This is a genomic window from Petroclostridium xylanilyticum (assembly GCF_002252565.1).
In the GTDB taxonomy this organism is placed as follows: domain Bacteria; phylum Bacillota; class Clostridia; order SK-Y3; family SK-Y3; genus Petroclostridium; species Petroclostridium xylanilyticum.
Genome location: NZ_NPML01000002.1, coordinates 51,010 through 76,097, shown reverse-complemented (window position 1 = coordinate 76,097; position 25,088 = coordinate 51,010). Strand labels below are relative to the sequence as shown.

Genomic DNA, 25,088 nt, shown 5'->3' with positions numbered 1-25,088 from the left:
TTTAATATCGGTTATCGATATAAATAATCACCAAATAGTAAATACAGATATTTTGATTCAGCTTTGTGCTTAATTTTAGTGAATATGCTTAAAAAAAATGAGACTAAGAAAAAGTATTCTACAAAAACTTAATCTCAATCTCAATTTTAGTCTCTTATAAAAAATGCCCCAATAACTCCCGGTCCGGAATGGGCACCAATTACGCTGCCTACTTCTGAAATTACAAAGCCCTTGGGGTGAAATTCATTCTCAATTGCTTCTTTTAATTCTTCAAGCCTGTCCGGTATAGCACCGTGAGCAAGACCAACAACCTGATTAGACATATTATAGCCTTTACTTTTTATAAGTTCAACCATTTTAGGGATAATGTTCTTGCTGCCACGTATCTTATCCACCGGAACTACCAGCCCATCTTTAATTCCCAATACCGGCTTTATATTCAATATATTTCCTATTACAGCAGCAGCCAGATTGATTCTTCCACCTTTTTTTAAATATTCCAACGTATCTACAATAAAGTAGGTATCTATTCTTTCTAATAAGTAATTGACCCGCCCGATAATCTCCTGTTTAGATTTTCCTTCTTTCGCCATTTTAGCAGCTTCTACCACTACCATACCGTAACCGTAAGATAGCAGCATAGAGTCGATGACTTCTATATCTGCATCTTCTATGCTATTCTTTGCAATTACTGCCGATTGATAAGTACCACTTGCTTTTGAGGAAAGGGTTACACAGATAATTGAATCATTTTCTTGCAACTCTTTTCTAAAAACTTCTTCAAAAGCTGCCGGACTAATCTGTGAAGTAGTAGGCATTACATCGGAATTTTTCAGTTTTTCAAAAAACTCGGTGGAAGTAAGATCGTACCAATCTTTATAAGACTCTTCACCAAAATGAACTGTTAACGGTACAACTGTAATATTCAGTTCCTCTGCTAGATTCTTTGGGATGTCTGCAGTACTATCTGTAATAATTTTAATTTTTGCCATTGATTTTCCCTCCCCGGTTCTTTTTTACCATTCAAATTTTGTCAAATTCCCTTGTCCCTTAAGTGACTCAAATCCCTTTTGCCGTAAAGCTTCATATACTATAATGGCTACCGAATTAGAAAGATTGAGTGACCTGGCTCCTTCAATCATAGGAATTCGTATACACCTGTCCTTGTTATCTTTCAAAAGTTCTTCAGGAAGCCCGGCAGTTTCTTTACCAAATACCAGGAAACAATTATCAGGGTATGTAATATCGCTATAAATATTTACTGCTTTTGTTGTGGCATAAAAAAAGTTTCCGCCTTTATTTACCTTAAAGAAATGTTCAATATTATCATAATATTGTATGTCCAGTAAATGCCAGTAGTCCAAACCGGCTCGTTTTAAATGCCTATCATCCACCGAAAATCCAAGAGGTTTGACAAGATGCAGACGCGCACCCACTGCAGCACATGTTCTTGCAATGTTTCCGGTATTTTGGGGAATTTCGGGTTCTACAAGAACAACATTTAGATTCATTTTAGTCCCATCCTTTTATTCCGCTACTGCAATATCCAGCTCTATGGTTCCGCCGTTAGAAATGTTTAACGGCACACATACCGTCTTCATTTTATTAGTGGATATCTGCATGTTATCTCCCATCAGTAAAGAAGGCGGAGTAATATCAATAGCTATTCCCCGGTTATATAATATTGTTGCTGTATTTCCAAGTATCATATTAGCCGCTTCGGTAACAGCACTTCTGGATATTTCATCAAGTTCAGTTACCGGCATGCCCATCATCATAGCAGATGCAATTTTACAGGCGACTTCTTTATTCATACTAAAAATTACCTGCCCTCTCAGCTTCCCGGTCAATCCAATAATAATAGCTAAAGTATCGCTCGGATAAGGAGAATTCTTCAGGTACACCTTTCCAAGGGTTACTTCCATATTCGCAATTGATTTTAATACCGATTGACTTGCCTCAATAAACGGGTTAATATATTCAACATTCATTTTACCCCCACCCCTCTGTAAATATTGTATAATTCCGCCAATATTGCTTATAATTAACCAACTTTAATTTATTTTTTTAATTTTAATATTTGTTGTCGATATATGCCAACTAAACATATAATTATTATTCTATATGTTTTATTAAAAATCCTCTTTTTATGTAGATTATTTTAAAAATTTCTGAACCCACCTTGGCCTTTTTATTTCTATGGCCTTTTTAGGACATAACTCCTGGCAGCAGAAACATTTTATGCATTTATTCAAATCTACATAGGGCTTTTTTCCCCGCATGCTTATTGCCTTTGGAGGACAATTCATTTCGCAATCCCTGCACCCGATACATGTTTCATGTATAAATACCGGTTTTGGACTGACCCATCCATTAATCTTTTTTTGCATAAAGGGCGGTAAACCGTCCAAAAAACTTACCGCTCTTCCCACCGGTAATTTATAATCTTTTATCAGAAATGTGCTTATGTCATCACCTAAGATATTAATTTTAGATATGTCAGAAGGACAAAGTCCTCTTTCAATACTATTTACAATTGTATATACTTCTGACGGACTTATTCCAATAATGGTCGTGGCAACCAAATCTACTAAATAAGGGCTTGTACTAGCTATAACCGCTCCTATTTTCCTAGGATCTCCTCCTGATGGCCCACTCCCCTCCATTCCAACGATAGCATCCATTATGGATAAAGAAGGACTTATTAATTGACATAAATCCACCAACATATTGCAAAAATCCTTTTTATCCTGCATCCTGAAATGGTATTCTGCCTTATATGTGCCGGGGATCACCCCAAAAAGATTTTTAACAGCACCTGTAAACAAAGTCATGCCATGCGTCTTACATTTTGGGACAGTAATTACCAAATCCGCCTCCAGCGCCGGACTGATCACCATGAATGACTTGGTAATTTTACCTCCAGTGAAAGAAACCTCTTGATGGGTAAGGTCATAATTTAATATTGCGCCGGTTTTTTTGGCTACTTCTTCAATACCGCAAACTGAGTAAACACCTTTGAGCGCTTTCTCAGTATATAAACCTCCCGGACTATCCGCTATGGTAACAACGCCTCCCGCTTCCTGGACAGCCCGCGTAAGAGCTTCTACAAAAACAGGATGAGTGGTTGTAGCTTCTTCGGGCTTTTTTTTCATTAATAAGTTAATTTTAAGTAATACTTTCATGCCCGGTTTTACAAACTTTTGTATTCCGCCAAGATTGATAAAAGTCTGGTCTATAACAGTTTTAACTTTTTTATAGTCATATTCATCGCAACGCAAAAGTGAAACATTATTCATATTTCTCTCCCTCAAATAAAGTATTTTTTAGAAATTTATTATTATATTAACTAACTGCCACGCCGGGCACACCCGGCACAAATAATGATGTGGCCTTTTTTTGTCTGAAAACCGGTAGTTTCAGGCAAGACTACGTTTCATATTATTAAAGAAAAAGCACCAGTTATATAACCGGTACCTACATACTATTTTGCTCTAATTTTACGAGCATTATCAATTTTGACAGTATTGTCTCTTTCCCTTGGCGGATTATCAAATGTATTGATAAAGTCTCTTAGTTCGGTCTCTTTCCTAACCAAATCAATCTGAAGCTGTTGAATGGTTTCTTTTAATTCTTCATTTTCTTTTTTATATTTTTCAAGTTCTGAGGTGGCTTCATCCAGCTCTTGTATATATTGTTGCACCTGGTTTCTGAGGTTATCTAAAGCCTCAAGGGTTTTAAAATAATCATCTGCCACATTAATTGCCGTAAGGACCGCTGCCATGGAAGTACTTAATCTGTTATTTAAATTAGTTATTTCATTCATCTTTTTATCTATGTATAGTGCTACTTTTTGAATATATTCTTCTGATTCTACACCTATTACCGTATAATCCTTGCCATTAATTTTAACTTCGACTTTGGTTTTTGATGCCATAAATTGACTCTCCTTATTGTTCCCTGTTATCTTATATTAATAGAAGATCATCCGAATTTACCAAACTATATTTTCCGTAATCTGCTTTATCCGCTTGTAAGTAATCAAAACCTATTGTATTAATTTTTATTATACTATATAATGTAAAAAAATAATAGACTTTTTTACTGTTCATTAAATTCAAATGGGGAAATATTTCATTTTGCAACTATAGTCCTAAATCCTTATAGTGCTAAATACCTATATTAGATAATCTTGTCGTATTATAAAATATAAAGTAGTATTTTGGTTGATATTATTAAGAAATTATACTTTACAAAAAAGCGCAATTTCCTATACTATATACTAGGAAGTTTAATAAAACAATTTCTATTAAATGGTTAGGAGAGAGTATGATAGATATTTACATTAGTATAGCCAGTCTCTTAATACTAGCTGGGACAGTTACTCTAATCTTATTTTTTAAAGAAAGTGCCCATATTTCATCATTTGCTACAATTACATCAGGTATAATTTCTCTTATAATAAGTTTAATCTTTCCATTTCTTTTGAAAAATTTCGATTTTACTATGATTGCCTTATTATTGTCAGTAGTTCTAATGTTAACCTCTATTCTTGTCCTTTTTATTGAAAATAATTTAAGCAATGTAATATTTTCTAAAAGAACACAAAAAAGGGACTGCTATAGGTATGATAAAACAGAATGTGTTTTAGGAAAAGGTTTAAAAAATATATCAAATATATCAAATTTATCAACCATTGATAAGTACGATAATACAAAAAATATTAGCATCCATGGTGTAGATTCGCAGGAAAATACGTATAATTTTGACCGGGGCAGTGTTAGTACCAGCACCTCCAAAAATGATGTTTTATTAGAAGTTGGACAACCAGATACAACTCCATATTATCAATATGGACAGCCGCCTAGTCTTAAACAAGAGGATAAAAACACTAATTTGTCAACAGGTCTGGATATGGAACTTATAAATATCATCAACAATAGCATAGAAACCCTTGGCAACAAAGAAATAGATTCATTAAAGGAAAGTTTGGAAAACGGTGAGCTGATGGATGAAGAGGAATTGAGGCAACAGTGCGAAGAAGCCCTTGCACAATTAGGTAAAGACTGGTTGAAACAGGCACTGGTTGAAGAAATTTAGAAGCAAAGGGACGGCAGACTGTGCAAAAACGGAATGCCAAGGGGACGAATGCCAAGGGGACGGGGTTATCGACAACCTGGGTGTTGTCAACAACCCCGTCCCCTTGACACTGTCCCGTCCCCTTGACACTGTCCGTCCCCTTGACACGCCCCTTGACACCCTTTACTTTAAGCTATCAAAATAATCCTTATTCTCTGCTATTACTTCAATAAAGGCCTTAACAATATCGGGATCAAACTGGGTTAAACTGCATCTTTTTAGTTCTTCTATTGCCTCATTGTAGCTTTTTCTTATTTTATACGGCCGGTTTGAAGTCATTGCGTCAAAACTATCAGCTACGCTTAATATTCTGACAAGGTATGGTATGTTTTTCCCGTTTAACTGTTCCGGGTAGCCCCGCCCATCATACCGTTCATGGTGATACATGATTAGCGGAATGACATCCTTAAGAGAAGCGACGGGCTTTATTATTTCTACACCGTTTACCGGATGTTGCTTTAGAATATTCCATTCTTCATTGGTTAACGGCATTTTTTTATTCAGGATTTCTTTTGGTACTTCTATTTTTCCTATATCATGCAGATAAGCTCCATACTTTAAGGTTTTTTTTTCTTCCTCAGTAAGGCCCAGCTTATTTGCCACCAAATCACAAAATATGACAACCCTTTCCACATGCCCATAAGTATACCGGTCCTTTGCATTTATAACACTGATTAACGTTTTTATTGAACTTACCAGGTCAATATGTTCTTTCTCTATATCCATTTTCAATTCTTCCAAAATTGAAAAATAAGTTTCAACCCTGTTCTTATTAAAGAACTTTGCTCTATAAAGAGCATCATCAGCACTATTGATTAATTCAGTTTTAGATTTTGCCTTATCAGGGAAACAAGAAACTCCCACTGATACCGTAATTCTACCGTTGGGTTGGTTTTCTTCACCCTCAAAACTGTCCTGCTCCACTGCACCTCTAATCCTTTCTGCAACTGCCAGTGCCTGCTGCTCCGAAGTATCAGGCAGGATTACAGCAAATTCTTCTCCTCCATAGCGTGCTACAATATCCTGTGACCGTACATTCTCTTTTAATATTGCAGCAGTTTGGCTCAAGACCCTATCTCCCGCCTGATGTCCATAAAGGTCGTTATAATTTTTAAAATAATCAATATCTATAAATAATAGGGCAACCGGATAATTTTGTCTTTGCGCCGTTTCAATATGCTGAGTCAATGAATCCTGGAAAAATCTATGGTTGTACACCTGTGTTAATTCATCTATATTCGCCAAATTAGCCAATTGTTCCCTGTATTCTTTTTCTATTTTTACGTAATACCCTAGAAGCCATGCTGTCAGTACAAAGACACCTACTAATATCAAATCTGTTTCAAAGTGTTGGTTTACTGTATTGTAGGGCATGGCAATCAAATCGATAATTAAAATAATTCCAGAAGATATTGAAGCTACAATAATCCCATAAGCCATTCCAAATTGAATTGTTGAAGTAATAATTATAAATAAAAATAAAAATTTATATTGACTTATATGTGCACCGGATAAAAAAATTAAAATTGAAAATATCAAAATGAAGCCTATAATTTCAACAATGCTTGCACTATACGTATTTTTTTGAATTCCCTTTTTAGAGGAAAATACCCAACTTGCATTAATTAAGACAATAATAACAAGACTCACATTTAAAGTAATAATATTATATCCACTGTTATCTGTTTTAATCATGCCAAGCGCTGTCGCGTTATATTTACTAAAGATTATAATAGCACAAAAAAACAGTGAAAGTAATTTAACAATTGATGCGATTTCATAAATTTTCTTTCTTCGTCTATCTTCAAATTTATACATTTTCCACACCTATATCAAACTTTCTTATATAGATAGCAATAAGAGGCCAAGAGTGGCCTCTTATTGCTATTCTCCACGTAAACATTTTGGCTCTTCAGGTTGATAATACCCCACAAGGCATGCTGACGCTGATGCCATAAAAGCAAAAAAAGTCAGCACAGAAGCCCCTAAAGCAGCCATCATCATTAATAACCTTTTTTTCATATTCTTTTACCTCCTATTAAAATAGTTATTTTTCTCAGGAAATCATCTAATGTAGCCACTAAGAAGTTTCCTGGAGATGTCAGCATAAAGGCCTGCCACATAAGACCTGTACATATAGAAAGAATAATATTAAGTAGATTTACACTGTCAACTTTGTAGTAGAATATAAATAAAACTATTGTAATTCCCAACAAAATATGAGCAACTCTTATGGCTCCTTTTCTTAACCGTCTTCTCGTTTCTTCCTTCTTTATAGGTTTGTTAGGACTGTCTACAGGGCAGCGTCTGTAAATAATGTAATATGCAAATATAAAACTCAAAACAGCATAAACAAATACTGCTATCATGTTGAAATATATATCAAGCTTGTCTACTGCCATAGCAAGGCTGTCAAATATGATAACTCCCATAACTGCACACCGGTTAGGAGAGGTTGAGTGAGCACCACCTGAATACTTCTTTAAAATGGCCGCTGTACATAAGATAATTGCTGCCTGTAATAATATATCAAAAACAATTCCAAATATTAGTATAAGAAAAGTAGACCATACTGTATGAATCACAGCAAACGCACCATATGCCAGGACTTCTTCCCGGTCCTTGTCCAAATTTAAAGCAGATGATATTCGTCCTGCCAAAGAGTTTGAAAGCTTCTCAAACAAAAACATATTAACCCTTCACCTTATTCAAATAATATTTTATATAAAATATGCCCGTTACTATTAAAGAAAACAGCAGCAGGGAAGGCAAAAAATATAACTGCTTTGATAAGGCATCTTTTAAATATATTTCAGCAGAAATACGAAGTCCCTTATCAAGAATCAGGAAGTTGAGCCACTCACACAGCAATAAAATAATAACAGCTATCAAACTGGTGGCAACAGCCTTAAAAACATCAATGCCATTAATCTGAACCAGTAGAAAAATATGTATCATAAGATTAATAATAATGTGTACACCAAAATTTATAGGCAAAAGTCTCACTAAATACGTACTTATCCCTAGTAAAATACCGGATATGAGCAGCTTCTTTTTTTCTATTTTTGTATTTGACAGAATATAATTTGCAAAAATAAATAAAACTCCTTCAGGAATAGTCCGTACAAATATTTCAAATAATGATAATCTCAGCATTTGACACATCATCCTTTTATGACAAATAGTTATTAAAAATTTATTTCTGACCTCAGCCTTTATATATTTCGACGTAAATATTAAAAATCCTTCTAAAGCATAAAAAAATATGCTATATGGTTCACAGTTAACAGTAATAAACGATTTAATAGCTTTTACTGTGAACCGTGAACTGTGAACTTATTGACTTTATCTGCCATGTAAAATCATTATCAGTAAATATATATTTAATATATATTAAGACTAATAATTATTTATCTAGTTTGGGAAAATATAAGTATAACTTACGAAGCATTTATTATTAAAAAGAAATAGAAATAATTTTACATGCTATCGCTATAGGAAAGGGTGAACGCATTTGTCCATCATTTTTGTTGTAATGATTCGGTCGTTTGTTTCTTTTTTTGCTTTGTTGATACTGGTACGTTTAATGGGTAAGCAGCAGGTGGCAGAACTGAATTTTTTTGATTATGTGGTGGGCATTACCATTGGTTCTATCGCTTCTACACTTTCAGTGCAGGTCAATCAAAATACAACCGCTACTTTGGTGGGGATGGGGATATGGACAATACTCCCTATCTTATTGGCATATTTGAGCCTACACAACATATGGGTAAGGAAAGTTTTCGAAGGTGAGGCCACTGTAGTTGTTGAAAACGGGAAAATTTTAGAGAAGCATTTGGGAAAATTGCGTCTTACAACGGATGACCTTATTTCACAGCTCCGGTCTCAGGGTGTGTTCAATGTAGCCGATGTTGAGTTTGCTTTATTTGAAACCAACGGCAGCCTAAGTGTACAAAAGAAATCTCAAAAGCAGCCCCTTACCCCCAGTGACCTTAACCTGCCAACCCAATATGAAGGACTGCCTACAAATTTGATTGAAGATGGAATTATACTTGTTGATGCCCTCCGCTCTTTAAATCTATCAAAAGCCTGGCTGTATCATCAGCTAAAGAAACAAAATATCCAGGAGGTTTCACAAGTTTCATTGGCTCAATTAGATACAAAGGGTAACCTGTATGTTGATTTGCAAGGGGACCAGCCCTACTTTATCATTCCTACAACACAATAAACAGCTAAACCTGAATCTGAACCCGAATCTAAATACAAGTTAAGGAGGCTTTATTTTGAGAAAATATTTATTCTTGCTTATTTTTTTATGCACCTTTTTATTCCTTGCACCTTCCTGCACTCCTGTAAAAAAACCGCTGGACCGCAGAACTGAATTTTCTAAATATTTAAGTAATACAGAGGACGATATTCGAAAGGAAGATTGGAAAAATGCATTTAACAACCTGGAAAACAGTAAAAAAGCCTGGAGAAAAATAAAACCATTTCTCCAGTTGGATATTGATCACGATTATGTAAATGATATCGAGAATAATTTTACTTTGCTAAAAGGGTATATTGAAACCAAAGACAAATCAAACTCCCTTGCTACTATCCTTTTAATTAAAGAAAACTGGGAAAATATCGGACAAATGTGAAATAATTAATGTTTTGTGTCAGTTTAAATATGATTCCAGGCTCTAAGCTACAAAGCTTAGAGCCTGGAAAAACTTGCGTATAATGTTATTTTTGCAATTCCTTCACTACATATTGTTCAAAGAACTCTGCCATGTTCTTTTCATTAACTGAATGTACAGGGCCGTCTTCAATTTTTACTGAAACCGCTTTTGCACATTCACCAAGGCAAAATGCAGCTTTTACCGTTACCCTGTCTCCACACTTCCTGTCATTAATCATTGATTGCAACCCGTTAATTACATTATATGCCCCTTTCAGGTGGCAGGCACTTCCGATACATACATGAATGGTTAACATTTTCTCACTCCTTTGCATGTGTACCATGGGATAGAGCGTTGTGGAGAAGATGACGTTTATCTTTCAACATCCCATTATAAAGTGCAACAATCATCGGATTCTCCTCCGACCTCTTGATCTGCGAAGTTCTATCTGCTTTATAAATTCCATTTGCCCTGTTTTGCTTTGTATAGGAGTTAGTAGGTATAGGCTGCCCTGCTCCTCCGATACATCCACCTGGACAGGCCATCACTTCTACAAAATCATAGGACTTTTCACCTGTACGAATTCGTTTTATAAGCTCTTCCGCATTCTTGAGACCATGTACTACAGCAATTCGGATTTTCCTTCCATCTATCTCCACTTCAGCTTCTTTTACCCCTTCCATGCCCCGGATGCCCACAAATGCAATTTCCTTCAAGGTATTTGAGGTTTTTTCCTGGTAGCATCTCCTTAATACTGCTTCAGCCACTCCTCCGGTTACACCAAATATAATTCCTGCTCCACTGGCAAGACCGAAAGGCATATCCAGAGATTCCGGCTCCAGTTCATTAAAGACAATTCCCGCCTGCTTAATCATAGATGCCAATTCCTGCGTTGTGATTACGATATCCACATCTCTTTCACCTGCTGTTACAAATTCAGGCCTCGACGCTTCAAACTTTTTAGCAGTACACGGCATGATAGAAACTACAACCGCTTCCCTGGAATCAATTTCTTTCATACTTCTATAATGTTCTTTAATTACTGCTCCAAACATTTGCTGAGGTGAACGGCATGTAGATATATTTTTCAGCAGCTCAGGAAATTTTTGTTCTGCATACCTGAACCAGGCAGGGCAGCATGAAGTAAATAAAGGAAGTTCATCACCGCTGTTTAATTTTTCATTAAACTCTTTAGTCTCTTCCATTACCGTCAAATCAGCAGCAATTCCGGTGTCATAAATTTCATCAAAACCCAGTTTTCTCAGAGCCGCAACAATTTTACCCGTTACAATTTCTCCAGGAGGCAAACCAAATTCCTCTCCAAGAGCAACCCTTACTGCAGGAGCTATTTGGGCAACAACACGTTTGGTTTTATCATGCAATACCTTCCAAACCCTGTCAGTTTCATTTTTTACGACTAACGCCCCCGTAGGGCAAACAGATGTGCATTGTCCACAGCTAACACATTCTACCTCGGCTAACTGTTTGTTAAAAGCAGGTGTAACCTTTATTTTCGACCCTCTGTATGCAAAACCAAGAACCCCTACTCCCTGGACCTCTTCACACATTCTGACACAATCGCCGCATAAAATACACTTGTTAGGATTTCTAACAATAGATGTGCTGCTCTCATCCAAAGGATAATTATTATTGATTGTATCAAATCTGATCTTCTTTATACCAAACTTCATTGCAAGTTCCTGCAATTTACACTTACCATTTTTCTCACAAACAGTACAGTCCCTGCAATGATTGGATAATAGCAATTCCAGTATCATTCTCCTATGCTTTTGAAGTTTCGGCGTATTCGTATATATTTCCATTCCATCCTTGGGTGGAGTTGAACAAGAAGCCATCGTTCCACCCCATTTATCTTCTACCATGCACATCCGGCAGGCGCCATAAACACTCAACTCAGAATGATAACAGAATGTAGGTAAGTCAATACCCGCTTTCCTAACGACTTCAAGAACATGTTTCTCACCATCAAATTCAACTCTTTGTCCATCTATCAACATATAACCCTTCATGGCTTATACCTCCTCAATTGCAGAAAATGGGCAGGATTGCAAACAAGCACCGCATTTTATACACTTTTTCTGGTCAATGCTGTATGGTTCCTTAATTTTTCCTTCAATTGCATTTACGGGGCATACTCTCGTGCATTTACCGCATCCCTTGCATAACGCCTTGTTTATTTCTATAGACCTCAGCGCCTGGCATGTTTTTGAAGGACATTTCTTATCTACTACGTGGGCAATATACTCATCTCTAAAATATTTCAAGGTGCTGACAACTGGACCGGCTGCCGTTTTACCCAATCCACACAAAGCTGTTTTACTTATTGTATCAGCCAGATCAAGAAGCAGGTCAAGATCTTCTACTGTCCCTTTACCGCCAACAATCCTTTCCAATATCTCCAACATTCTCTTGGTCCCTTCGCGGCAGGGCACACACTTTCCACAGGACTCATTCTGGGTAAAATTCATAAAGAATCTTGCTACCTCAACCATACATGTATCTTCATCCATTACAACCAGACCGCCCGAACCAATCATAGCCCCTACTTTTTTCAATGAGTCAAAATCAAGAGGCAAGTCCAGGTGTTCTTCAGTTAAGCATCCCCCCGAAGGACCGCCTATCTGAACCGCTTTAAATTTTTTATTATTTTTGATTCCCCCGCCTATTTCAAAAATAACCTCTCTTAAAGTTGTGCCCATAGGGACTTCTATTAAGCCCGTATTATTTACATTGCCTGTTATCGCAAAGGCTTTGGTTCCGGGACTTTTTTCAGGACCTATGGATTTATACCACTCACTTCCGTTTATTATAATTTGAGGGACATTGGCAAAAGTCTCTACATTATTTAATACCGTTGGTTTACCCCACAAGCCGGCTTCTACCGTCCTTGGCGGCTTTACCCTCGGCATCCCCCTTTCGCCCTCTATAGAAGCTGTAAGGGCACTTCCTTCACCACATACAAAAGCACCGGCCCCCTGATTAATATGGATGTCAAAGTTAAATCCGGAATCCAGGATATTCTCGCCCAGCAAACCATACTCTCTAGCCTGGTCAATAGCAACTTTTAATCTCTCCACAGCAAGAGGATATTCTGCTCTTACATAGATATAACCTTCCGAACTTCCGGTAGCAACCCCGGCTATGATCATCCCCTCAATCATCCGATGAGGGTCCCCCTCCATGATGCTTCTATCCATAAAGGCACCCGGATCCCCTTCGTCTCCATTACATACCACATATTTTATTGCACTATTCTGTGCCAGTACCTGTGACCATTTTTTCCCTGCCGGATAGCCCCCGCCCCCTCTTCCTCTAAGGTTGGAGTCTGAAACTACTTTACAAATCTGTTCAGGAGTCATTTCAAAAAGACATTTGCTTAATGCCTTATATCCTCCTTTTGCTATATATTCCCGGATAGATTCCGCATCAATATGGCCGCAGTGTTCCAGGACAAGTCTTGTCTGTTTTTTGTAAAACGGGATTTCTTCCTGTGCAGCATAGGTCCTGCCTTCCCATCTGTACATCAGCCTCTCGACCGGTTCACCTTTGATAAGGGTTTTTTCTATTATTTCCTCACAATCTTCAAGTGTAACTTTCAAGTATAGATAACCGTAAGGCTCAATTCTAACCAGCGGACCCATTTCACAAAAGCCGTGGCAGCCACTTTTCTTAACGCCTATCCCCTGTTTTTCTTCAGAAAGGTCTACCTCAACCAATAAACCTCTGTCTTCCACCATTTCTTTTATTCTGTTATAGATTGCAATGGAACCGCCGGCTACGCATCCTGTCCCTGCACATACCAGCACTTTCTTTTGCTGTCTTTCCAGCGCTTCGCTAAATAATTGAGAGAATTCTTCCAACTGCTGAAGCGTTCTAATTTTCATTTTGACTCCTCCTCCCTTATGCTTCTTAATAATGCAGCTGCCGACTCAGGTGTCATCTTGGCATACACCTTGTCATTCACCGTAATAACCGGCGCCAATCCACACGCTCCAAGACATGATACGGTTTCTACCGTAAATAAAAGGTCATCGGTAGTGTGTTTTTCTTCACTTAATCCCAGTTCGCTTCTCAATGCATTCAAGATTGGTATGGATTTTCTGACATGGCATGCTGTCCCGTCACATATTTTGATTACATATTTCCCCTTAGGCTCCATAGAAAAGTTTTCATAGAATGTAGCCACACTAAAAACTTTAGCAGGAGTAATCTCCATCGCTGTAGAAATATACATCAAAATTTCTTCAGGGAGATATCTGTACTCCTTTTGTATTTCTTGCAGAACGGCAATTAAAGCAGATTTCTTTCGCTGATATTTTTCAATAATCCGGTCTACTTTTTCTAATTGATAAGTTGTTGACATTTTGAGCCTCCCCTTCCCCAAATACATTATTAATTCTTGTTGATTGGTATTCTGTATTTTGTATACAGCAACCGCGAACAAAGGCGCATTGTTCCAGCCGCATTGTGCGCCTTTGTCCACAGCTTTTTGCGTAAGCTATTGCCTTAATAATAAAAGATATTGTTAAAAAACTAACAATTTAATTATACATGGGCTTTGTACCTGTATCAAACATTGGATAATTTTCATTTTATTATGAAAAATTAAGAGGAGATTATTAGATATGGCTTTTATATAGTGGGGAGTGGGCAGTGGGCAGTGGGCAGTGGGCAGTGGGCAGTGGGCAGTGGGGAGTAAATCGAATTGAGAATTATGAATAGGTTACAGTTCACAGTTTTAGGAGATTTTTTACTGTGAACCATGATCTATTATCAAATTGAAAAAGAGCAACACCTTGTGGCATTGCTCCTTAATCACAGTAGTAAAATAGAACAAAGCACGGGGACGGTCTCCCGTGCTTCTCTTGCTTCATGCGTGTTTCCATGCTTCCCTCGTCTGAAAACTTACCCTGTAATGACGTTATATATTTCATCTCTAAGATTTATAAGAATTCTTTCAAGAAAGTCACTGCTGTTTCCAAGCATTCTTATGATTGTACCAAACCTTTTAATAGTAGTCAGTCCATAATCAATACCATGAATATTTTTTAAGAGTTCATAAAATCTATCAAGAAGGCGATAATTAAAATTATCGCAAAAAAATGCCAATGTAGCCTGATGTGTATAGCCTTCAAAAAAGCCGATTCCTTCAAGTCTTTGACAGTCTGGCAAAAGTAATTGATTATCAAGGAATATTAATTCTCCATTGTAATAAACCTTATTACAACTCTTATATTCTTTAAATTCAAAGCGTTCTCCTCTTTTCTCCCTTCCACAGGCAAAAACCTCAGAATACAGAAATGCAGAACTCCTTTTTAAATGGCATTCTGAAGTAGAATAAAATCTCGAACGCGCAAAAGGTATTGTAGGTTTTTGGACATAGTCAAAGAAAGCTCCTTTTCCTAATAAAAACTTGTTAAACTGGCTTGCGTACCCCTCCTTCATACGGTGAATTTTATTATATGACTGCCCATGCAATGCAACCCTTGAACTATCACCCAATTCAATGTTTATGCGGTAACAATCTCCTTCCATAATTCCGGCCGAGGCAGCCATTACCATAATATTCATAATGCCCTTTGTGTCATCAAAAAAAGGCTTAGCAATTTTGTATGGAGCTGTGAAAAATGAGTCTTCAAGCATAGTGACTCCGTTTGTAACTTTAGCTTTAATATACAATTTGCTATCTTTACCAAATTTGTTAATCATTATTATACACCTTCCAGGAGCACGCTTCGTTTTATCCATTGTATAACTTGGTTAAGACCTTCATTGGTATTGAGATTAGTAAAAACAAATGGCTTATCACCCCTCATCTTCTTAGAATCCCTTTCCATAACTTCAAGGCTCGCCCCAACATAAGGCGCCAAATCTATTTTATTGATAACCAGCAGGTCTGAGCGGGTAATTCCCGGTCCTCCTTTCCGTGGTATTTTATCTCCTTCAGCAACATCAATTACATAAATTGTTGCATCTGCCAGGTCCGGACTGAATGTTGCAGACAAGTTGTCGCCTCCGCTTTCAATAAAAACAATTTTTATATCCGGAAACTTTTTTATTAATTCTTCAACCGCTTCAAGGTTCATGGAAGCGTCTTCCCGGATAGCAGTATGCGGACATCCGCCGGTTTCAACTCCAATAATTCTTTCAGGCGGAAGCACACTGTTTTTAACTAGAAATTCCGCATCTTCCTTTGTATAGATGTCATTTGTCACTACACCTATACTGTAGCTTGGTGCCAAGAACCTTGTTAAACGTTCTATAAGTGCCGTTTTACCTGAACCAACAGGCCCACCAATACCAATCTTTACATATGCCATTTATTATTCCCTCCAAAACATTATGATATATATAATCGAGTATACAGTCTTTCATGCTGCATTGCTCTTAAATCAAATCCAATACAGCATAACCCTAGGCTTTCCTCGTTTAAAACCTCAACTTTATCGATAAGCTGTTGAAAAATTGCGTGAGCTTCAAACAATATGTCCTGCCCGTCTTTCTGGCTTATAGGCACAAGCTTTGCACAATTATTGACAATGGATGAAGCAGTGCTGTAGATAACAGCTGACAGCGCATCAGTTTTTCCAATATTAAAAAGCTTTGTCACCAAGCCATATAATATGCTGTAATGCCCGGCACATTCTCCGCTTTTCACCAATTGTGCATAAGAACTGAAAAAAGAATTATCCTTTAAAATGGATTCCACTATTTTTAAAAAGCGTATTCCCAATTTGGTACTAGCTATCCTAAGTTCCTTGGGAGTCTTAACAGCACAAAGAAGTTTATCTAGACAACGGATGTTTTCAAGTTCTGCCTCATTTGTATATTCCCACGCAAGTTTAGCCGCTAGTAAATCATTATAGAGAAAATTGTTCAAAAGATAACTCTGCAGATACTTCCTTGAAGAGTCAGCATTATGAACAATACCCTTCTGAACATATGTCTCCAAGCCATATGATTGAGTATATCCGCCAATTGGAAACAAAGGGTCGCTTATTTGAAGCAGGCAAAAAAGAGGATGCGTTTTAATCTCAGTGGGAGTGGGAGTGTGAATGCCCATGTGCATGACCCCCTAAAGGCGTTTTCAGCTTGGCTCTCTTCCTATTTGCCGCAAAATCACACTTTAAAAGCACAGTTAGAAGCGGTTCATCAAATGGTGTCAGTAACTCACCGTCTTCGATAAACAACGGAGCATGCCGGTTTCCAATTTCATAACATGCTTTTCCCATTTCAATCATTGTATTTGGCTTTATTGCAATACAGTCGCATTCGGATATTTCTACAATCAAAGCCTTTTTATCGTCCTGCCACAGAATATCACCGTCGCGCAGAGGACGACCTCCATTATTTCGAATCCCCACATCCAGACCATTTTTACTTACCTTGTGGAGCACTTTCTTTTCAACTTCATACCACTCTATAAAGACGTAATCACGTTCAATTTCTCCAATATCCTTGTCTTTAACATTTCCTACAATCTTTTCAATAATCATCCTTATCCCTCTTTTTATCTGTATTCTAAAACAGGAAGTAACGCTGCGCCATCGAAAGGGTTTTGAAAGGCTCGCATGTCAACAGCTCCCCGTCAACCCTGACATCATATGTTTCCGGGTCAACTTCAATATTAGGCGTAGCATCATTTAAAACCATATTCTTTTTAGAAACCTTTCTACAGCCCGAAATAGGAACAACCATCTTTTGGAGTTTCAATTTTTCAATTGAACCTAACTCCAAAGCTGTTTTTGAAACAAATGTGAGACATGTACCATACTTTGCTTTGCCAAAAGCTCCGAACATGTTTCTGTAAATAACCGGTTGAGGTGTAGGTATTGATGCATTGGCATCTCCCATTTTACTTGCAGCAATAAATCCGCCCTTCAGTATCAACTCAGGCTTGACCCCGAACATGGACGGTTTCCATAGTACAATATCGGCAATTTTACCCTTTTCAAGGGAACCCACATACTTGGATATCCCATGGGTCAAAGCAGGATTTATAGTATATTTTGCGATATATCTTTTCACACGGAAGTTGTCGTTTTTCCCCTGATCTTCCTTCAGAAAACCTCTTTGCTTTTTCATTTTATCTGCAGTTTGCCAGGTCCTTATTATAACTTCTCCAACCCTGCCCATAGCCTGGGAATCAGAGCTCATCATACTGAAAACTCCGAGATCATGCAGGATATCTTCCGCGGCGATAGTTTCAGGCCGTATTCTTGAGTCTGCAAACGCAACATCTTCAGGCACTTTGCTGTCAAGGTGATGGCATACCATCAGCATATCCAGGTGTTCATCAATTGTATTTACCGTAAAAGGCATGGTTGGATTGGTAGAAGACGGCAGCACGTTTTCGAGGGAAGCAATCCTGATGATATCAGGTGCATGCCCACCGCCGGCTCCTTCGGTATGGAAAGTATGAATTGTCCTTCCGTTGATGGCTCTCATGGTATCTTCAACAAAACCTGCCTCATTGAGCGTGTCGGTATGGATCGCCACCTGTACATCGAACCTGTCCGCTACCCTTAAACAGGTATCTATGGCTTTTGGAGTTGTTCCCCAGTCTTCATGCAGCTTAAGACCGATAGCACCTGCCTCGACCTGCTCTATAAGAGGCTCTTCAAAAGACGCATTGCCTTTTCCAAAGAAACCCAGATTCATGGGAAAGCTTTCAGCAGCTTCCAACATTCTATGAATATTGAAACTTCCCGGTGTACATGTGGTTGCATTAGTCCCGTCTGCCGGTCCCGTCCCTCCGCCAAGCATGGTTGTAATGCCGCTGTATAATGCAGTTTCTATCTGCTGAGGACAAATGAAATGGATATGCGTGTCAATTCCTCCGGGAGTTGCAATAAGCCCTTCTCCTGCAATGACCTCTGTCGATGCCCCAATCACCAAATCAGGCAATACGCCCTCCATCACCCCGGGATTTCCGGCTTTTCCTATTCCTACTATTTTACCATCTCTGATACCGATATCGCCTTTTACTATCCCCCACCAGTCAACAATAACAGCATTTGTAATAACCATATCAAGAGCGCCATCCTGTCTTGAAACTGATGGTGACTGCCCCATCCCATCCCTGATGGATTTGCCTCCTCCAAACTTGCACTCATCTCCATAAACTGTGAAATCATTTTCGATTTCGACAATCAAATCCGTATCAGCAAGTCTTATACAATCCCCCTTTGTGGGCCCGTACATTCCGGCGTATTCCTTACCCGGTATTCTATAACTCATGATCTCATTCAGCTCCTTTGAACCCCAGATTTTTTATCTTTAAAATAGCATTTTTAAAAATCTCTTCATCCTTTAAGTGTCCTCCTGTAAGACCATTTAAGCCATGAATAATTTTTCCTCCACCAATAGAAACCAATTCAACCTCCTTCTCCTCTCCCGGCTCGAATCTAACCGCCGTTCCAGAGGGAATGTTAAGCCTCATACCAAATGCTTTTTGTCTTTCAAATGATAGACATTTATTTACTTCAAAGAAATGGTAATGTGAACCTACCTGAACAGGCCGGTCTCCAGTATTTGAAACCCTGATAGCAATTTTTTCCCTGCCGCTGTTCAAGGTAATATATTCGTTTTTAATAAAATATTCGCCTGGTATCATAAAAGCCTCCGCCTCCTTTAATCAACGAATGGGATTATGTACGGTAACAAGCTTTGTACCGTCAGGAAATGTTGCTTCAATCTGGATTTCGTGAATCATGGCATCCACACCTTCCATCACATCATCCTTTGTAAGAATCTTCGTCCCAAAACGCATCAACTCGGTAACTGTTTTTCCATCTCTTGCAGCCTCCATTAATTCTGCACTGATCAATGCAACTGCTTCAGGGTAATTCAGCTTAAGGCCTCTCTCTTTTCTTTTTTTGGCCAGTTCTCCCGCAAAGTGCAGCATCAGTTTTTCTATTTCTTTTGGTGTTAAATGCACAACCATCACCTTCCCAATCAGAATAAAATTTACTATAGGCCTAAATGGCTATCTTCTCCTGAATTTCTTGAGGGTCAACATCTTTAGTGGCACCCTCCATTACAATTCTCCCCTTATCCATAACGTAAAAATAATCAGCAACCTCTAAAACAAACTCCAGATACTGTTCAACAATAAGCATGGTTATTTTTCCATTGCTTTTAAGCTTTTTTATGACTCTGGCAATTTCCTGAATAATGGAAGGCTGAATTCCCTCTGTAGGCTCATCCAGTAAAAGCAGTTTCGGATTTGATACAAGAGCTCTGGCGATTGCCAATTGTTGCTGCTGTCCACCGCTTAAATCCCCGCCTTTTCTCTTCAGCATGGTTTTTAAAACCGGAAAGAGTTCGTAAATGCTTTCATCCATGGTGCCTTTATTTTTGTTTCTTTCAAGCCCAAGAAGCAGGTTTTCATAGACGCTTAGCTGCGGGAAAATATCCCGTCCCTGCGGGACATAGCCAATTCCTTCAAGTGCCCTTTTGTAAGTAGGCATTTTAATCATTTCGGTTCCATCGAATGAAATGCTGCCGTTTGGTGTTCTCACAAGACCCATTATACTTTTCAGAAAAGTCGTTTTTCCAACTCCATTCCTTCCAAGAAGGCAAACTACCTGCCCTTCATTCATCCTTAAATTTATGTCCTTCAATATGAGGCTTTCATCATAATATGCACTCAAATTTTTAACGTTAAGCACATTTATTCACCCCCTCTTCCCAAATACACCTCAATCACTCTTGGATTTTTTTGGACTTTTTCCATATCACCTTCGTCTAGAAGAGTTCCCTCATGAAGAACCGTTACGGTGCTTGCACATTCTCTTACAAACTCCATATCATGTTCAACCACCACAACAGAACATTCCTTTGATATTTCTTTCAGAAGTTGGCCGGTCTTTTCCGTTTCCTTTCTCCCCATGCCGGCTACAGGTTCGTCCAAAAGCATGATTTCCGGCTGCTGAACAAGAAGCATTCCGATTTCCAGCCATTGTTTCTCTCCGTGAGATAAAGCTGCAGGCATCTTGTACCTCTTTTCGTATAAACCAATGATATTGAGCACATGCTTGATTCTTTCCATTTGCTCCCCAGTAAGCTTTGAAAAGAGCGTAGAGTATATTGACCTCTTCTTCTCAGCCGCAAGCTCCATGTTTTCATAAATTGTAATACCGTTAAAAACTGAAGGAACTTGAAATTTCCTTCCAATTCCAAGTTCAACGATTTCATGTTCCGACATTTTGGTCACATCACTTGTTCCCTTGAATATAATACTGCCTGCAGCAGGCTTTACCCGCCCGCAGATTGCATCAAGCAGGGTAGTCTTGCCGGCGCCATTAGGACCTATAAAAAAGTGTATATCCCCTTTTTTTACAGAAGTACTAAGATGATTTACGGCTTTGAATCCATCAAAACTAACCGTCAAATCCTTGATTTCCAAAACTCTATTCATATAGAACCACACCTTTTGGATTATTCTTTTATGATGAATAAAACTATACTTTATCGGTTCCAGCATTTGAAACTTTTGCAAATATTTTAACGCTGTTTTCCTTCTCTTCAGTGTTCGTAAATTTCCCTAACTTTCCTCTAACTTGATTAAAAATTCCCACCAGCCCTGATGGCATGAAAATAACAACAACGATAAAAGCAATTCCGATGAAATATGACCATATATCGGGAAAGCTTTCACTAAACCCACTCTTTAGCAAATTAACAAGTATTGCGCCGATAATCCCGCCAATCAATGTTCCACGGCCGCCTATGGCTACCCATATCACCATTTCCACCGACGGTACAATCCCCATTTCTGCAGGAGATATAATGCCGACCTGGGGGACAAATATCGCGCCAGCCAACCCGGCCAGGCCAGCTGAAATGCAATAAACAAATACCTTGTATACCGTAGGATTGTATCCTGAAAACCTGACCCTGTTTTCAGCATCCCGAATCGCAATCAACACTTTCCCCGTACGCCTGTTTACGATAAATTCGCAAAATAAATATGCCACTAAAAGCATCAGTACAGACACGTAATAAAGCCCCACCTTGGTCGAAGAAGCAGAAAGAGGAAAACCAAAAATGCTTTTAAAATTTGTTATACCGTTTGTTCCACCGGTGTAGGCCTGCTGGCCTACAAATAGAACCACAAAAATGATAGAAAGAGCCTGTGTCAATATTGAAAAATATACTCCCCGGATCCGGTTTTTAAAGGTTAAATATCCTATCAGCAATGCCAGTATGACAGGTAAAAGAACCGTCATGATCATTGCAAACGGAGCTGATGCAAATGGCTTCCAAAACCACGGCAATGTTTCCTGTCCGCTCCATTCCATAAAATCCGGCAGCTTGCCTCTACTGGATTCCAATTTTAGGTACATGGCCATACAATAGGCTCCCAACCCAAAATAAACACCATGTCCAAGGCTCAATATTCCCGTGTATCCCCAAATCAAGTCAATGCCAAGGGCAAGTATTGCATAGGCTACGAATTTGCCCAGCAAATTGGTCCTAAAATCGGATAAAAACAGTGGTGCTAGGCATAAAATTATAAATATTATGAATGCGGCACCGGTCTTTCCCAATATGTATTTTTTGAAATTTTCAACAATCTGTGTCAACTTGTTCCACCTCCCGTTACTCATCAAGGGTGCGGCTGCTTATTGTAAAGAACCCTTGTGGCTTCCATTGCAGGAACATGATTACTACCAAAAACACAAGTACTTTTCCAAGGGATGCATTGGTAAAAAATTCGAAGGTAGTGTTTCCAATACCTATCGCTCCAGCCCCTGCTACCGTCCCAATGATCCTGCCCACCCCACCTAGAACCACAACCATAAACGTATCAACGATATAATTGGTCCCCAGGGTCGGCCCGATAGAACCAAGAAGTGTAAGAGCGCAACCTGCAATGCCTGCCAGCCCTGACCCAAATGCAAAAGTCATGGCATCAATTCTTCTTGTATTTATGCCAAGGCTTTCAGCCATGCTTCTATTCTGCATTACAGCGCGTATCCTGCGTCCACTGCCGGTCCTGTACAGAAAATAGTACACTCCAAATATGCAAAATGTTGTAAGCAATATAATAAATAGCCTCTTATACGGAAGCTGCAGATCTTTCATAAGAACAATTCCGCCATTCAGCCATTTGGGACTCTTGACGTCCACATTGGGAGCCCCAAAAATGTTTCTTGCAAGCTGCTGCAAAACCAGGCTTACTCCCCAAGTAGCCAGCATGCTGTCAAGGGGTCTTCCGTAAAGACGCTTGATAATTGTAATTTCAAGCAGATATCCCACAAGGGCTGTAACAAGAAAAGCAGCAGGTATGGCCACAATAAAATAGCTGTCAAATAAACTTTTATCAACAAAGGATACAAACATGTTTTGTACCAAATATGTCACATAGGCGCCAATCATGATAAGCTCACCATGGGCCATGTTGATAATCTTCATAAGGCCAAAAGTAATGGCAAGTCCCAGAGCAGCCAGCATAAAGACAGAACTCACGCTTATACCGTTAAATATTTGCAGTATATATGTATTCATAGCCCCATTCACTCTCCAATATTTTTGTCTGTGCAGGATGTTAAATCTGATCCTGCACAGACAAAGCCATTTTAATTAATTGCTCAGGTCTTTAGCCCAATCGTAGGTCTTTAGGAACGGATCAGGCTTTACCGATTCTCCTGTACTCCAAATCTCCTTTATCAAGCCATCTTCCTGAACTTCTCCGATTCTTACAGGTTTCCAAAGATGCTGGTTTTCGCCTTCTATCTTGACCAGTCCCTCCGGTGCTTTGAATTCAAGGCCTTTTGCGGCTTCCTTTACCTTGGCGACATCTGTGCTTCCGGCCTTTTTCACTGCTTCTGCCCATAGGTATACCTGTATGTAAGCAGCTTCTATAGGATCATCCGTTACACGATTTTCACCGTATTTTGCCTTGTATTTCCTCACAAACTCCTTATTTTCCGGAGTATCTGTAGTCTGGTAGTAGTTCCATGAAACAAGATGACCTTTTATGTTTTCAGCACCGATTCCGCGTATTTCCTCTTCTGCAATACTTACCGACAATGTGGTAATATCTTTCGAAGTTATTCCTGCATCCTTTAACTGCTTGAAGAAAGCAACATTGCTGTCTCCATTCAATGTGTTAAATACAACATCCGGTTTTGCTGTCTTGATCTTATTGACAATTGTGCTGTAGTCTGTGTGTCCAAGCGGTGTATATTCTTCTGCTACAAGCTCGCCACCCATGGCCTTTAACTGTGCTTTAATTATTTTGTTAGCGGTTCTCGGGAAAACGTAATCAGACCCCAGGAGGAAGAACTTCTTACCTTTGTTTTTGAGCAGCCATTCAACTGCAGGCACTATTTGCTGATTTGGAGCCGCACCGGTATAGAATATGTTTGGCGAAGATTCCATTCCTTCATACTGTACAGGGTACCATAACAGGCCATTATTTGCTTCAAATACCGGAAGTACCGCCTTACGGCTCGCAGAAGTCCAGCATCCGAAGACCGTTGCTACCTTGTCATTTTGTAAAAGTTTCTTTGCCTTTTCGGCAAATTTGGGCCAGTCTGAAGCTCCATCTTCAATGACAGGCTCAATCTTTTTGCCAAGAACGCCGCCTGCAGCATTGATTTCTTCAATAGCCATCATTTCAGCATCTTTAAGAGACACTTCACTAATTGCCATTGTACCGCTTAGAGAATGTAAGATACCCACCTTGATTGTATCACCAGTGGCAGCCGGTGTACTGGTTTGAGTACTTACATCGGAAGTAGCCGATTGCTTTGATTGGTCCGATTTCTGGACGCCACACCCTGCCAAGAGCAGCATTGATACCGTAATAGTCATAGATATCACACTAATAATTCCCTTTCTTAACTCTTTAAAAAACCTATTTTTCATTACAATGACCACCTTTCAAATTTGTTTATGAACGTATTCTTTCCAAAAACCATACCGAGTAGCCCCGGTACAAAAACAATGAAAATATGGCTGATTGGTCAGGTCTTCGAATGGTGATTTTCCGACTGTAACATTCCATGTATGATGGTGCTTCCTCGCGCCACTTCTATCGGGTTTCGCAAACTCCAAACTCCGACCTCCCAGCTCTTTTCATTAACACACATTTCATGGCCATGAATGTAATGTTTTGTAATGACTAAATGTAAATAAAAATAATAGGCGCTATAAACAATACACACATTTCAACTTCCATCATGGAAAGTGCATTCTTTATAGCGCCTAAGCCATATTCGATTGATCCAAAACAAGAATCAACCATCAATA

The 25,088-nt window shown here is 38.7% G+C and carries 29 protein-coding genes; 3 read left to right on the top strand and 26 right to left on the bottom strand.

The window, feature by feature from the left end; genetic code table 11:
• Positions 1–146: 146 nt before the first annotated feature.
• The 5 genes from CIB29_RS00500 to CIB29_RS00480 form a co-directional block, all read right to left on the bottom strand.
• The gene (locus CIB29_RS00500) at positions 147–992 is read right to left on the bottom strand and encodes a DegV family protein (RefSeq protein ID WP_094545711.1); all 846 of its coding nucleotides are present in this window, start codon (positions 990–992) and stop codon (positions 147–149) included.
• Between the two features lie 24 nt (positions 993–1,016).
• Positions 1,017–1,511 carry a tRNA (uridine(34)/cytosine(34)/5-carboxymethylaminomethyluridine(34)-2'-O)-methyltransferase TrmL gene (gene trmL, locus CIB29_RS00495; protein WP_094545709.1) on the bottom strand — a complete coding sequence of 165 codons (495 nt, stop codon included), beginning with the start codon at positions 1,509–1,511 and terminating at the stop codon, positions 1,017–1,019.
• A 15-nt stretch (positions 1,512–1,526) separates the two neighbouring features.
• On the bottom strand, positions 1,527–1,991 hold the full coding sequence (locus tag CIB29_RS00490) for a chemotaxis protein CheX (protein ID WP_094545707.1): 465 nt from the start codon (positions 1,989–1,991) through the stop codon (positions 1,527–1,529).
• Between the two features lie 165 nt (positions 1,992–2,156).
• A complete protein-coding gene (locus CIB29_RS00485) occupies positions 2,157–3,299 on the bottom strand; it encodes a DUF362 domain-containing protein (RefSeq protein WP_094545705.1) in 1,143 nt (380 codons plus the stop codon).
• A 185-nt stretch (positions 3,300–3,484) separates the two neighbouring features.
• Positions 3,485–3,937, bottom strand: coding sequence for a cell division protein ZapA (locus tag CIB29_RS00480; RefSeq protein WP_094545703.1), 453 nt, complete (start codon positions 3,935–3,937; stop codon positions 3,485–3,487).
• Positions 3,938–4,329: 392 nt separating this feature from the next.
• Between CIB29_RS00480 and CIB29_RS00475 the strand changes: the two genes are divergently transcribed.
• A complete protein-coding gene (locus CIB29_RS00475; RefSeq protein ID WP_094545700.1) occupies positions 4,330–5,100 on the top strand; it encodes a hypothetical protein in 771 nt (256 codons plus the stop codon).
• Between the two features lie 162 nt (positions 5,101–5,262).
• On the opposite strand, the gene CIB29_RS00470 is transcribed toward CIB29_RS00475, so the two are convergent.
• The 4 genes from CIB29_RS00470 to CIB29_RS00455 all read right to left on the bottom strand — a co-directional run bounded on the left by CIB29_RS00470 (position 5,263) and on the right by CIB29_RS00455 (position 8,295).
• Positions 5,263–6,957, bottom strand: coding sequence for a bifunctional diguanylate cyclase/phosphohydrolase (locus CIB29_RS00470; protein WP_094545698.1), 1,695 nt, complete (start codon positions 6,955–6,957; stop codon positions 5,263–5,265).
• 66 nt (positions 6,958–7,023) lie between these two features.
• Complete coding sequence (locus tag CIB29_RS00465; protein WP_094545696.1) at positions 7,024–7,161, bottom strand: cyclic lactone autoinducer peptide; 138 nt, start codon at positions 7,159–7,161, stop codon at positions 7,024–7,026.
• Positions 7,158–7,829, bottom strand: a complete 672-nt coding sequence (locus tag CIB29_RS00460) for an accessory gene regulator ArgB-like protein (protein ID WP_094545694.1) — start codon at positions 7,827–7,829, stop codon at positions 7,158–7,160. The genes CIB29_RS00465 and CIB29_RS00460 overlap by 4 nt, the downstream gene beginning before the upstream one ends.
• A 1-nt stretch (position 7,830) precedes the next feature.
• Entirely contained in the window at positions 7,831–8,295 is a 465-nt protein-coding gene (locus CIB29_RS00455; RefSeq protein WP_094545692.1) for a hypothetical protein, read from the bottom strand.
• A gap of 379 nt (positions 8,296–8,674) precedes the next feature.
• Between CIB29_RS00455 and CIB29_RS00450 the strand changes: the two genes are divergently transcribed.
• Positions 8,675–9,367, top strand: coding sequence for a DUF421 domain-containing protein (locus tag CIB29_RS00450; protein ID WP_198543678.1), 693 nt, complete (start codon positions 8,675–8,677; stop codon positions 9,365–9,367).
• Between the two features lie 55 nt (positions 9,368–9,422).
• Positions 9,423–9,782 carry a DUF4363 family protein gene (locus tag CIB29_RS00445; protein WP_157910160.1) on the top strand — a complete coding sequence of 120 codons (360 nt, stop codon included), beginning with the start codon at positions 9,423–9,425 and terminating at the stop codon, positions 9,780–9,782.
• A gap of 85 nt (positions 9,783–9,867) precedes the next feature.
• Here CIB29_RS00445 and CIB29_RS00440 read toward each other — a convergent pair whose 3' ends face one another.
• From CIB29_RS00440 to CIB29_RS18455, 17 genes are all read right to left on the bottom strand, one after another.
• Positions 9,868–10,119, bottom strand: coding sequence for a (2Fe-2S) ferredoxin domain-containing protein (locus tag CIB29_RS00440; protein WP_242965006.1), 252 nt, complete (start codon positions 10,117–10,119; stop codon positions 9,868–9,870).
• A gap of 4 nt (positions 10,120–10,123) precedes the next feature.
• Positions 10,124–11,833 carry a 2Fe-2S iron-sulfur cluster binding domain-containing protein gene (locus CIB29_RS00435; RefSeq protein WP_094545684.1) on the bottom strand — a complete coding sequence of 570 codons (1,710 nt, stop codon included), beginning with the start codon at positions 11,831–11,833 and terminating at the stop codon, positions 10,124–10,126.
• Positions 11,834–11,836: 3 nt separating this feature from the next.
• Complete coding sequence (locus CIB29_RS00430) at positions 11,837–13,708, bottom strand: NADH-quinone oxidoreductase subunit NuoF (protein WP_094545682.1); 1,872 nt, start codon at positions 13,706–13,708, stop codon at positions 11,837–11,839.
• On the bottom strand, positions 13,705–14,187 hold the full coding sequence (locus tag CIB29_RS00425; protein WP_094545680.1) for an NADH-quinone oxidoreductase subunit NuoE family protein: 483 nt from the start codon (positions 14,185–14,187) through the stop codon (positions 13,705–13,707). Before CIB29_RS00425 ends, CIB29_RS00430 begins: the two co-directional genes overlap by 4 nt.
• Before the next feature lie 542 nt (positions 14,188–14,729).
• Complete coding sequence (locus CIB29_RS00420; RefSeq protein ID WP_094545678.1) at positions 14,730–15,533, bottom strand: urease accessory protein UreD; 804 nt, start codon at positions 15,531–15,533, stop codon at positions 14,730–14,732.
• Positions 15,534–15,535: 2 nt separating this feature from the next.
• Entirely contained in the window at positions 15,536–16,144 is a 609-nt protein-coding gene (ureG, locus tag CIB29_RS00415; RefSeq protein WP_094545676.1) for an urease accessory protein UreG, read from the bottom strand.
• A 20-nt stretch (positions 16,145–16,164) separates the two neighbouring features.
• Entirely contained in the window at positions 16,165–16,887 is a 723-nt protein-coding gene (locus CIB29_RS00410; RefSeq protein ID WP_094545674.1) for an urease accessory protein UreF, read from the bottom strand.
• Positions 16,859–17,320 carry an urease accessory protein UreE gene (locus CIB29_RS00405; RefSeq protein WP_094545672.1) on the bottom strand — a complete coding sequence of 154 codons (462 nt, stop codon included), beginning with the start codon at positions 17,318–17,320 and terminating at the stop codon, positions 16,859–16,861. The genes CIB29_RS00410 and CIB29_RS00405 overlap by 29 nt, the downstream gene beginning before the upstream one ends.
• Positions 17,321–17,345: 25 nt before the next feature.
• Positions 17,346–19,064, bottom strand: coding sequence for an urease subunit alpha (ureC, locus tag CIB29_RS00400; RefSeq protein ID WP_094545670.1), 1,719 nt, complete (start codon positions 19,062–19,064; stop codon positions 17,346–17,348).
• A gap of 4 nt (positions 19,065–19,068) precedes the next feature.
• Complete coding sequence (gene ureB, locus CIB29_RS00395; protein ID WP_094545668.1) at positions 19,069–19,440, bottom strand: urease subunit beta; 372 nt, start codon at positions 19,438–19,440, stop codon at positions 19,069–19,071.
• A gap of 21 nt (positions 19,441–19,461) precedes the next feature.
• Positions 19,462–19,764 (bottom strand): urease subunit gamma, encoded by a 303-nt coding sequence (gene ureA / locus CIB29_RS00390; protein WP_094545666.1) that lies wholly within the window; start codon positions 19,762–19,764, stop codon positions 19,462–19,464.
• Positions 19,765–19,804: 40 nt separating this feature from the next.
• Positions 19,805–20,497, bottom strand: a complete 693-nt coding sequence (urtE, locus tag CIB29_RS00385) for an urea ABC transporter ATP-binding subunit UrtE (RefSeq protein ID WP_094545664.1) — start codon at positions 20,495–20,497, stop codon at positions 19,805–19,807.
• A gap of 2 nt (positions 20,498–20,499) precedes the next feature.
• Entirely contained in the window at positions 20,500–21,246 is a 747-nt protein-coding gene (urtD, locus tag CIB29_RS00380; protein WP_094545662.1) for an urea ABC transporter ATP-binding protein UrtD, read from the bottom strand.
• A 43-nt stretch (positions 21,247–21,289) separates the two neighbouring features.
• Entirely contained in the window at positions 21,290–22,414 is a 1,125-nt protein-coding gene (gene urtC, locus CIB29_RS00375; RefSeq protein WP_479724512.1) for an urea ABC transporter permease subunit UrtC, read from the bottom strand.
• Between the two features lie 16 nt (positions 22,415–22,430).
• On the bottom strand, positions 22,431–23,339 hold the full coding sequence (gene urtB / locus CIB29_RS00370) for an urea ABC transporter permease subunit UrtB (protein WP_094545658.1): 909 nt from the start codon (positions 23,337–23,339) through the stop codon (positions 22,431–22,433).
• 75 nt (positions 23,340–23,414) lie between these two features.
• Positions 23,415–24,704 carry an urea ABC transporter substrate-binding protein gene (gene urtA, locus CIB29_RS00365; protein ID WP_094545656.1) on the bottom strand — a complete coding sequence of 430 codons (1,290 nt, stop codon included), beginning with the start codon at positions 24,702–24,704 and terminating at the stop codon, positions 23,415–23,417.
• 15 nt (positions 24,705–24,719) lie between these two features.
• A complete protein-coding gene (locus CIB29_RS18455; RefSeq protein ID WP_157910159.1) occupies positions 24,720–24,893 on the bottom strand; it encodes a hypothetical protein in 174 nt (57 codons plus the stop codon).
• Positions 24,894–25,088: the final 195 nt, after the last annotated feature.

Excerpts from the sequence above, each read along its gene's own strand:
- CIB29_RS00470 (WP_094545698.1), bottom strand. The coding sequence starts at position 6,957 with ATGTATAAATTTGAAGATAGACGAAGAAAGAAAATTTATGAAATCGCA.
- CIB29_RS00490 (WP_094545707.1), bottom strand. The coding sequence starts at position 1,991 with ATGAATGTTGAATATATTAACCCGTTTATTGAGGCAAGTCAATCGGTA.
- ureG (WP_094545676.1), bottom strand. The coding sequence starts at position 16,144 with ATGGCATATGTAAAGATTGGTATTGGTGGGCCTGTTGGTTCAGGTAAA.
- CIB29_RS00450 (WP_198543678.1), top strand. The coding sequence starts at position 8,675 with ATGATTCGGTCGTTTGTTTCTTTTTTTGCTTTGTTGATACTGGTACGT.
- CIB29_RS00425 (WP_094545680.1), bottom strand. The coding sequence starts at position 14,187 with ATGTCAACAACTTATCAATTAGAAAAAGTAGACCGGATTATTGAAAAA.
- CIB29_RS00455 (WP_094545692.1), bottom strand. The coding sequence starts at position 8,295 with ATGCTGAGATTATCATTATTTGAAATATTTGTACGGACTATTCCTGAA.
- CIB29_RS00440 (WP_242965006.1), bottom strand. The coding sequence starts at position 10,119 with ATGTTAACCATTCATGTATGTATCGGAAGTGCCTGCCACCTGAAAGGG.
- CIB29_RS00410 (WP_094545674.1), bottom strand. The coding sequence starts at position 16,887 with ATGGGCATTCACACTCCCACTCCCACTGAGATTAAAACGCATCCTCTT.
- CIB29_RS00460 (WP_094545694.1), bottom strand. The coding sequence starts at position 7,829 with ATGTTTTTGTTTGAGAAGCTTTCAAACTCTTTGGCAGGACGAATATCA.
- CIB29_RS00475 (WP_094545700.1), top strand. The coding sequence starts at position 4,330 with ATGATAGATATTTACATTAGTATAGCCAGTCTCTTAATACTAGCTGGG.
- urtA (WP_094545656.1), bottom strand. The coding sequence starts at position 24,704 with ATGAAAAATAGGTTTTTTAAAGAGTTAAGAAAGGGAATTATTAGTGTG.
- trmL (WP_094545709.1), bottom strand. The coding sequence starts at position 1,511 with ATGAATCTAAATGTTGTTCTTGTAGAACCCGAAATTCCCCAAAATACC.
- ureB (WP_094545668.1), bottom strand. The coding sequence starts at position 19,440 with ATGATACCAGGCGAATATTTTATTAAAAACGAATATATTACCTTGAAC.
- urtD (WP_094545662.1), bottom strand. The coding sequence starts at position 21,246 with ATGAATAGAGTTTTGGAAATCAAGGATTTGACGGTTAGTTTTGATGGA.
- CIB29_RS00405 (WP_094545672.1), bottom strand. The coding sequence starts at position 17,320 with ATGATTATTGAAAAGATTGTAGGAAATGTTAAAGACAAGGATATTGGA.
- CIB29_RS00435 (WP_094545684.1), bottom strand. The coding sequence starts at position 11,833 with ATGAAGGGTTATATGTTGATAGATGGACAAAGAGTTGAATTTGATGGT.
- CIB29_RS00420 (WP_094545678.1), bottom strand. The coding sequence starts at position 15,533 with ATGATTAACAAATTTGGTAAAGATAGCAAATTGTATATTAAAGCTAAA.
- urtB (WP_094545658.1), bottom strand. The coding sequence starts at position 23,339 with ATGAATACATATATACTGCAAATATTTAACGGTATAAGCGTGAGTTCT.
- CIB29_RS00430 (WP_094545682.1), bottom strand. The coding sequence starts at position 13,708 with ATGAAAATTAGAACGCTTCAGCAGTTGGAAGAATTCTCTCAATTATTT.
- CIB29_RS00500 (WP_094545711.1), bottom strand. The coding sequence starts at position 992 with ATGGCAAAAATTAAAATTATTACAGATAGTACTGCAGACATCCCAAAG.
- CIB29_RS00480 (WP_094545703.1), bottom strand. The coding sequence starts at position 3,937 with ATGGCATCAAAAACCAAAGTCGAAGTTAAAATTAATGGCAAGGATTAT.
- ureC (WP_094545670.1), bottom strand. The coding sequence starts at position 19,064 with ATGAGTTATAGAATACCGGGTAAGGAATACGCCGGAATGTACGGGCCC.
- CIB29_RS00465 (WP_094545696.1), bottom strand. The coding sequence starts at position 7,161 with ATGAAAAAAAGGTTATTAATGATGATGGCTGCTTTAGGGGCTTCTGTG.
- CIB29_RS00485 (WP_094545705.1), bottom strand. The coding sequence starts at position 3,299 with ATGAATAATGTTTCACTTTTGCGTTGCGATGAATATGACTATAAAAAA.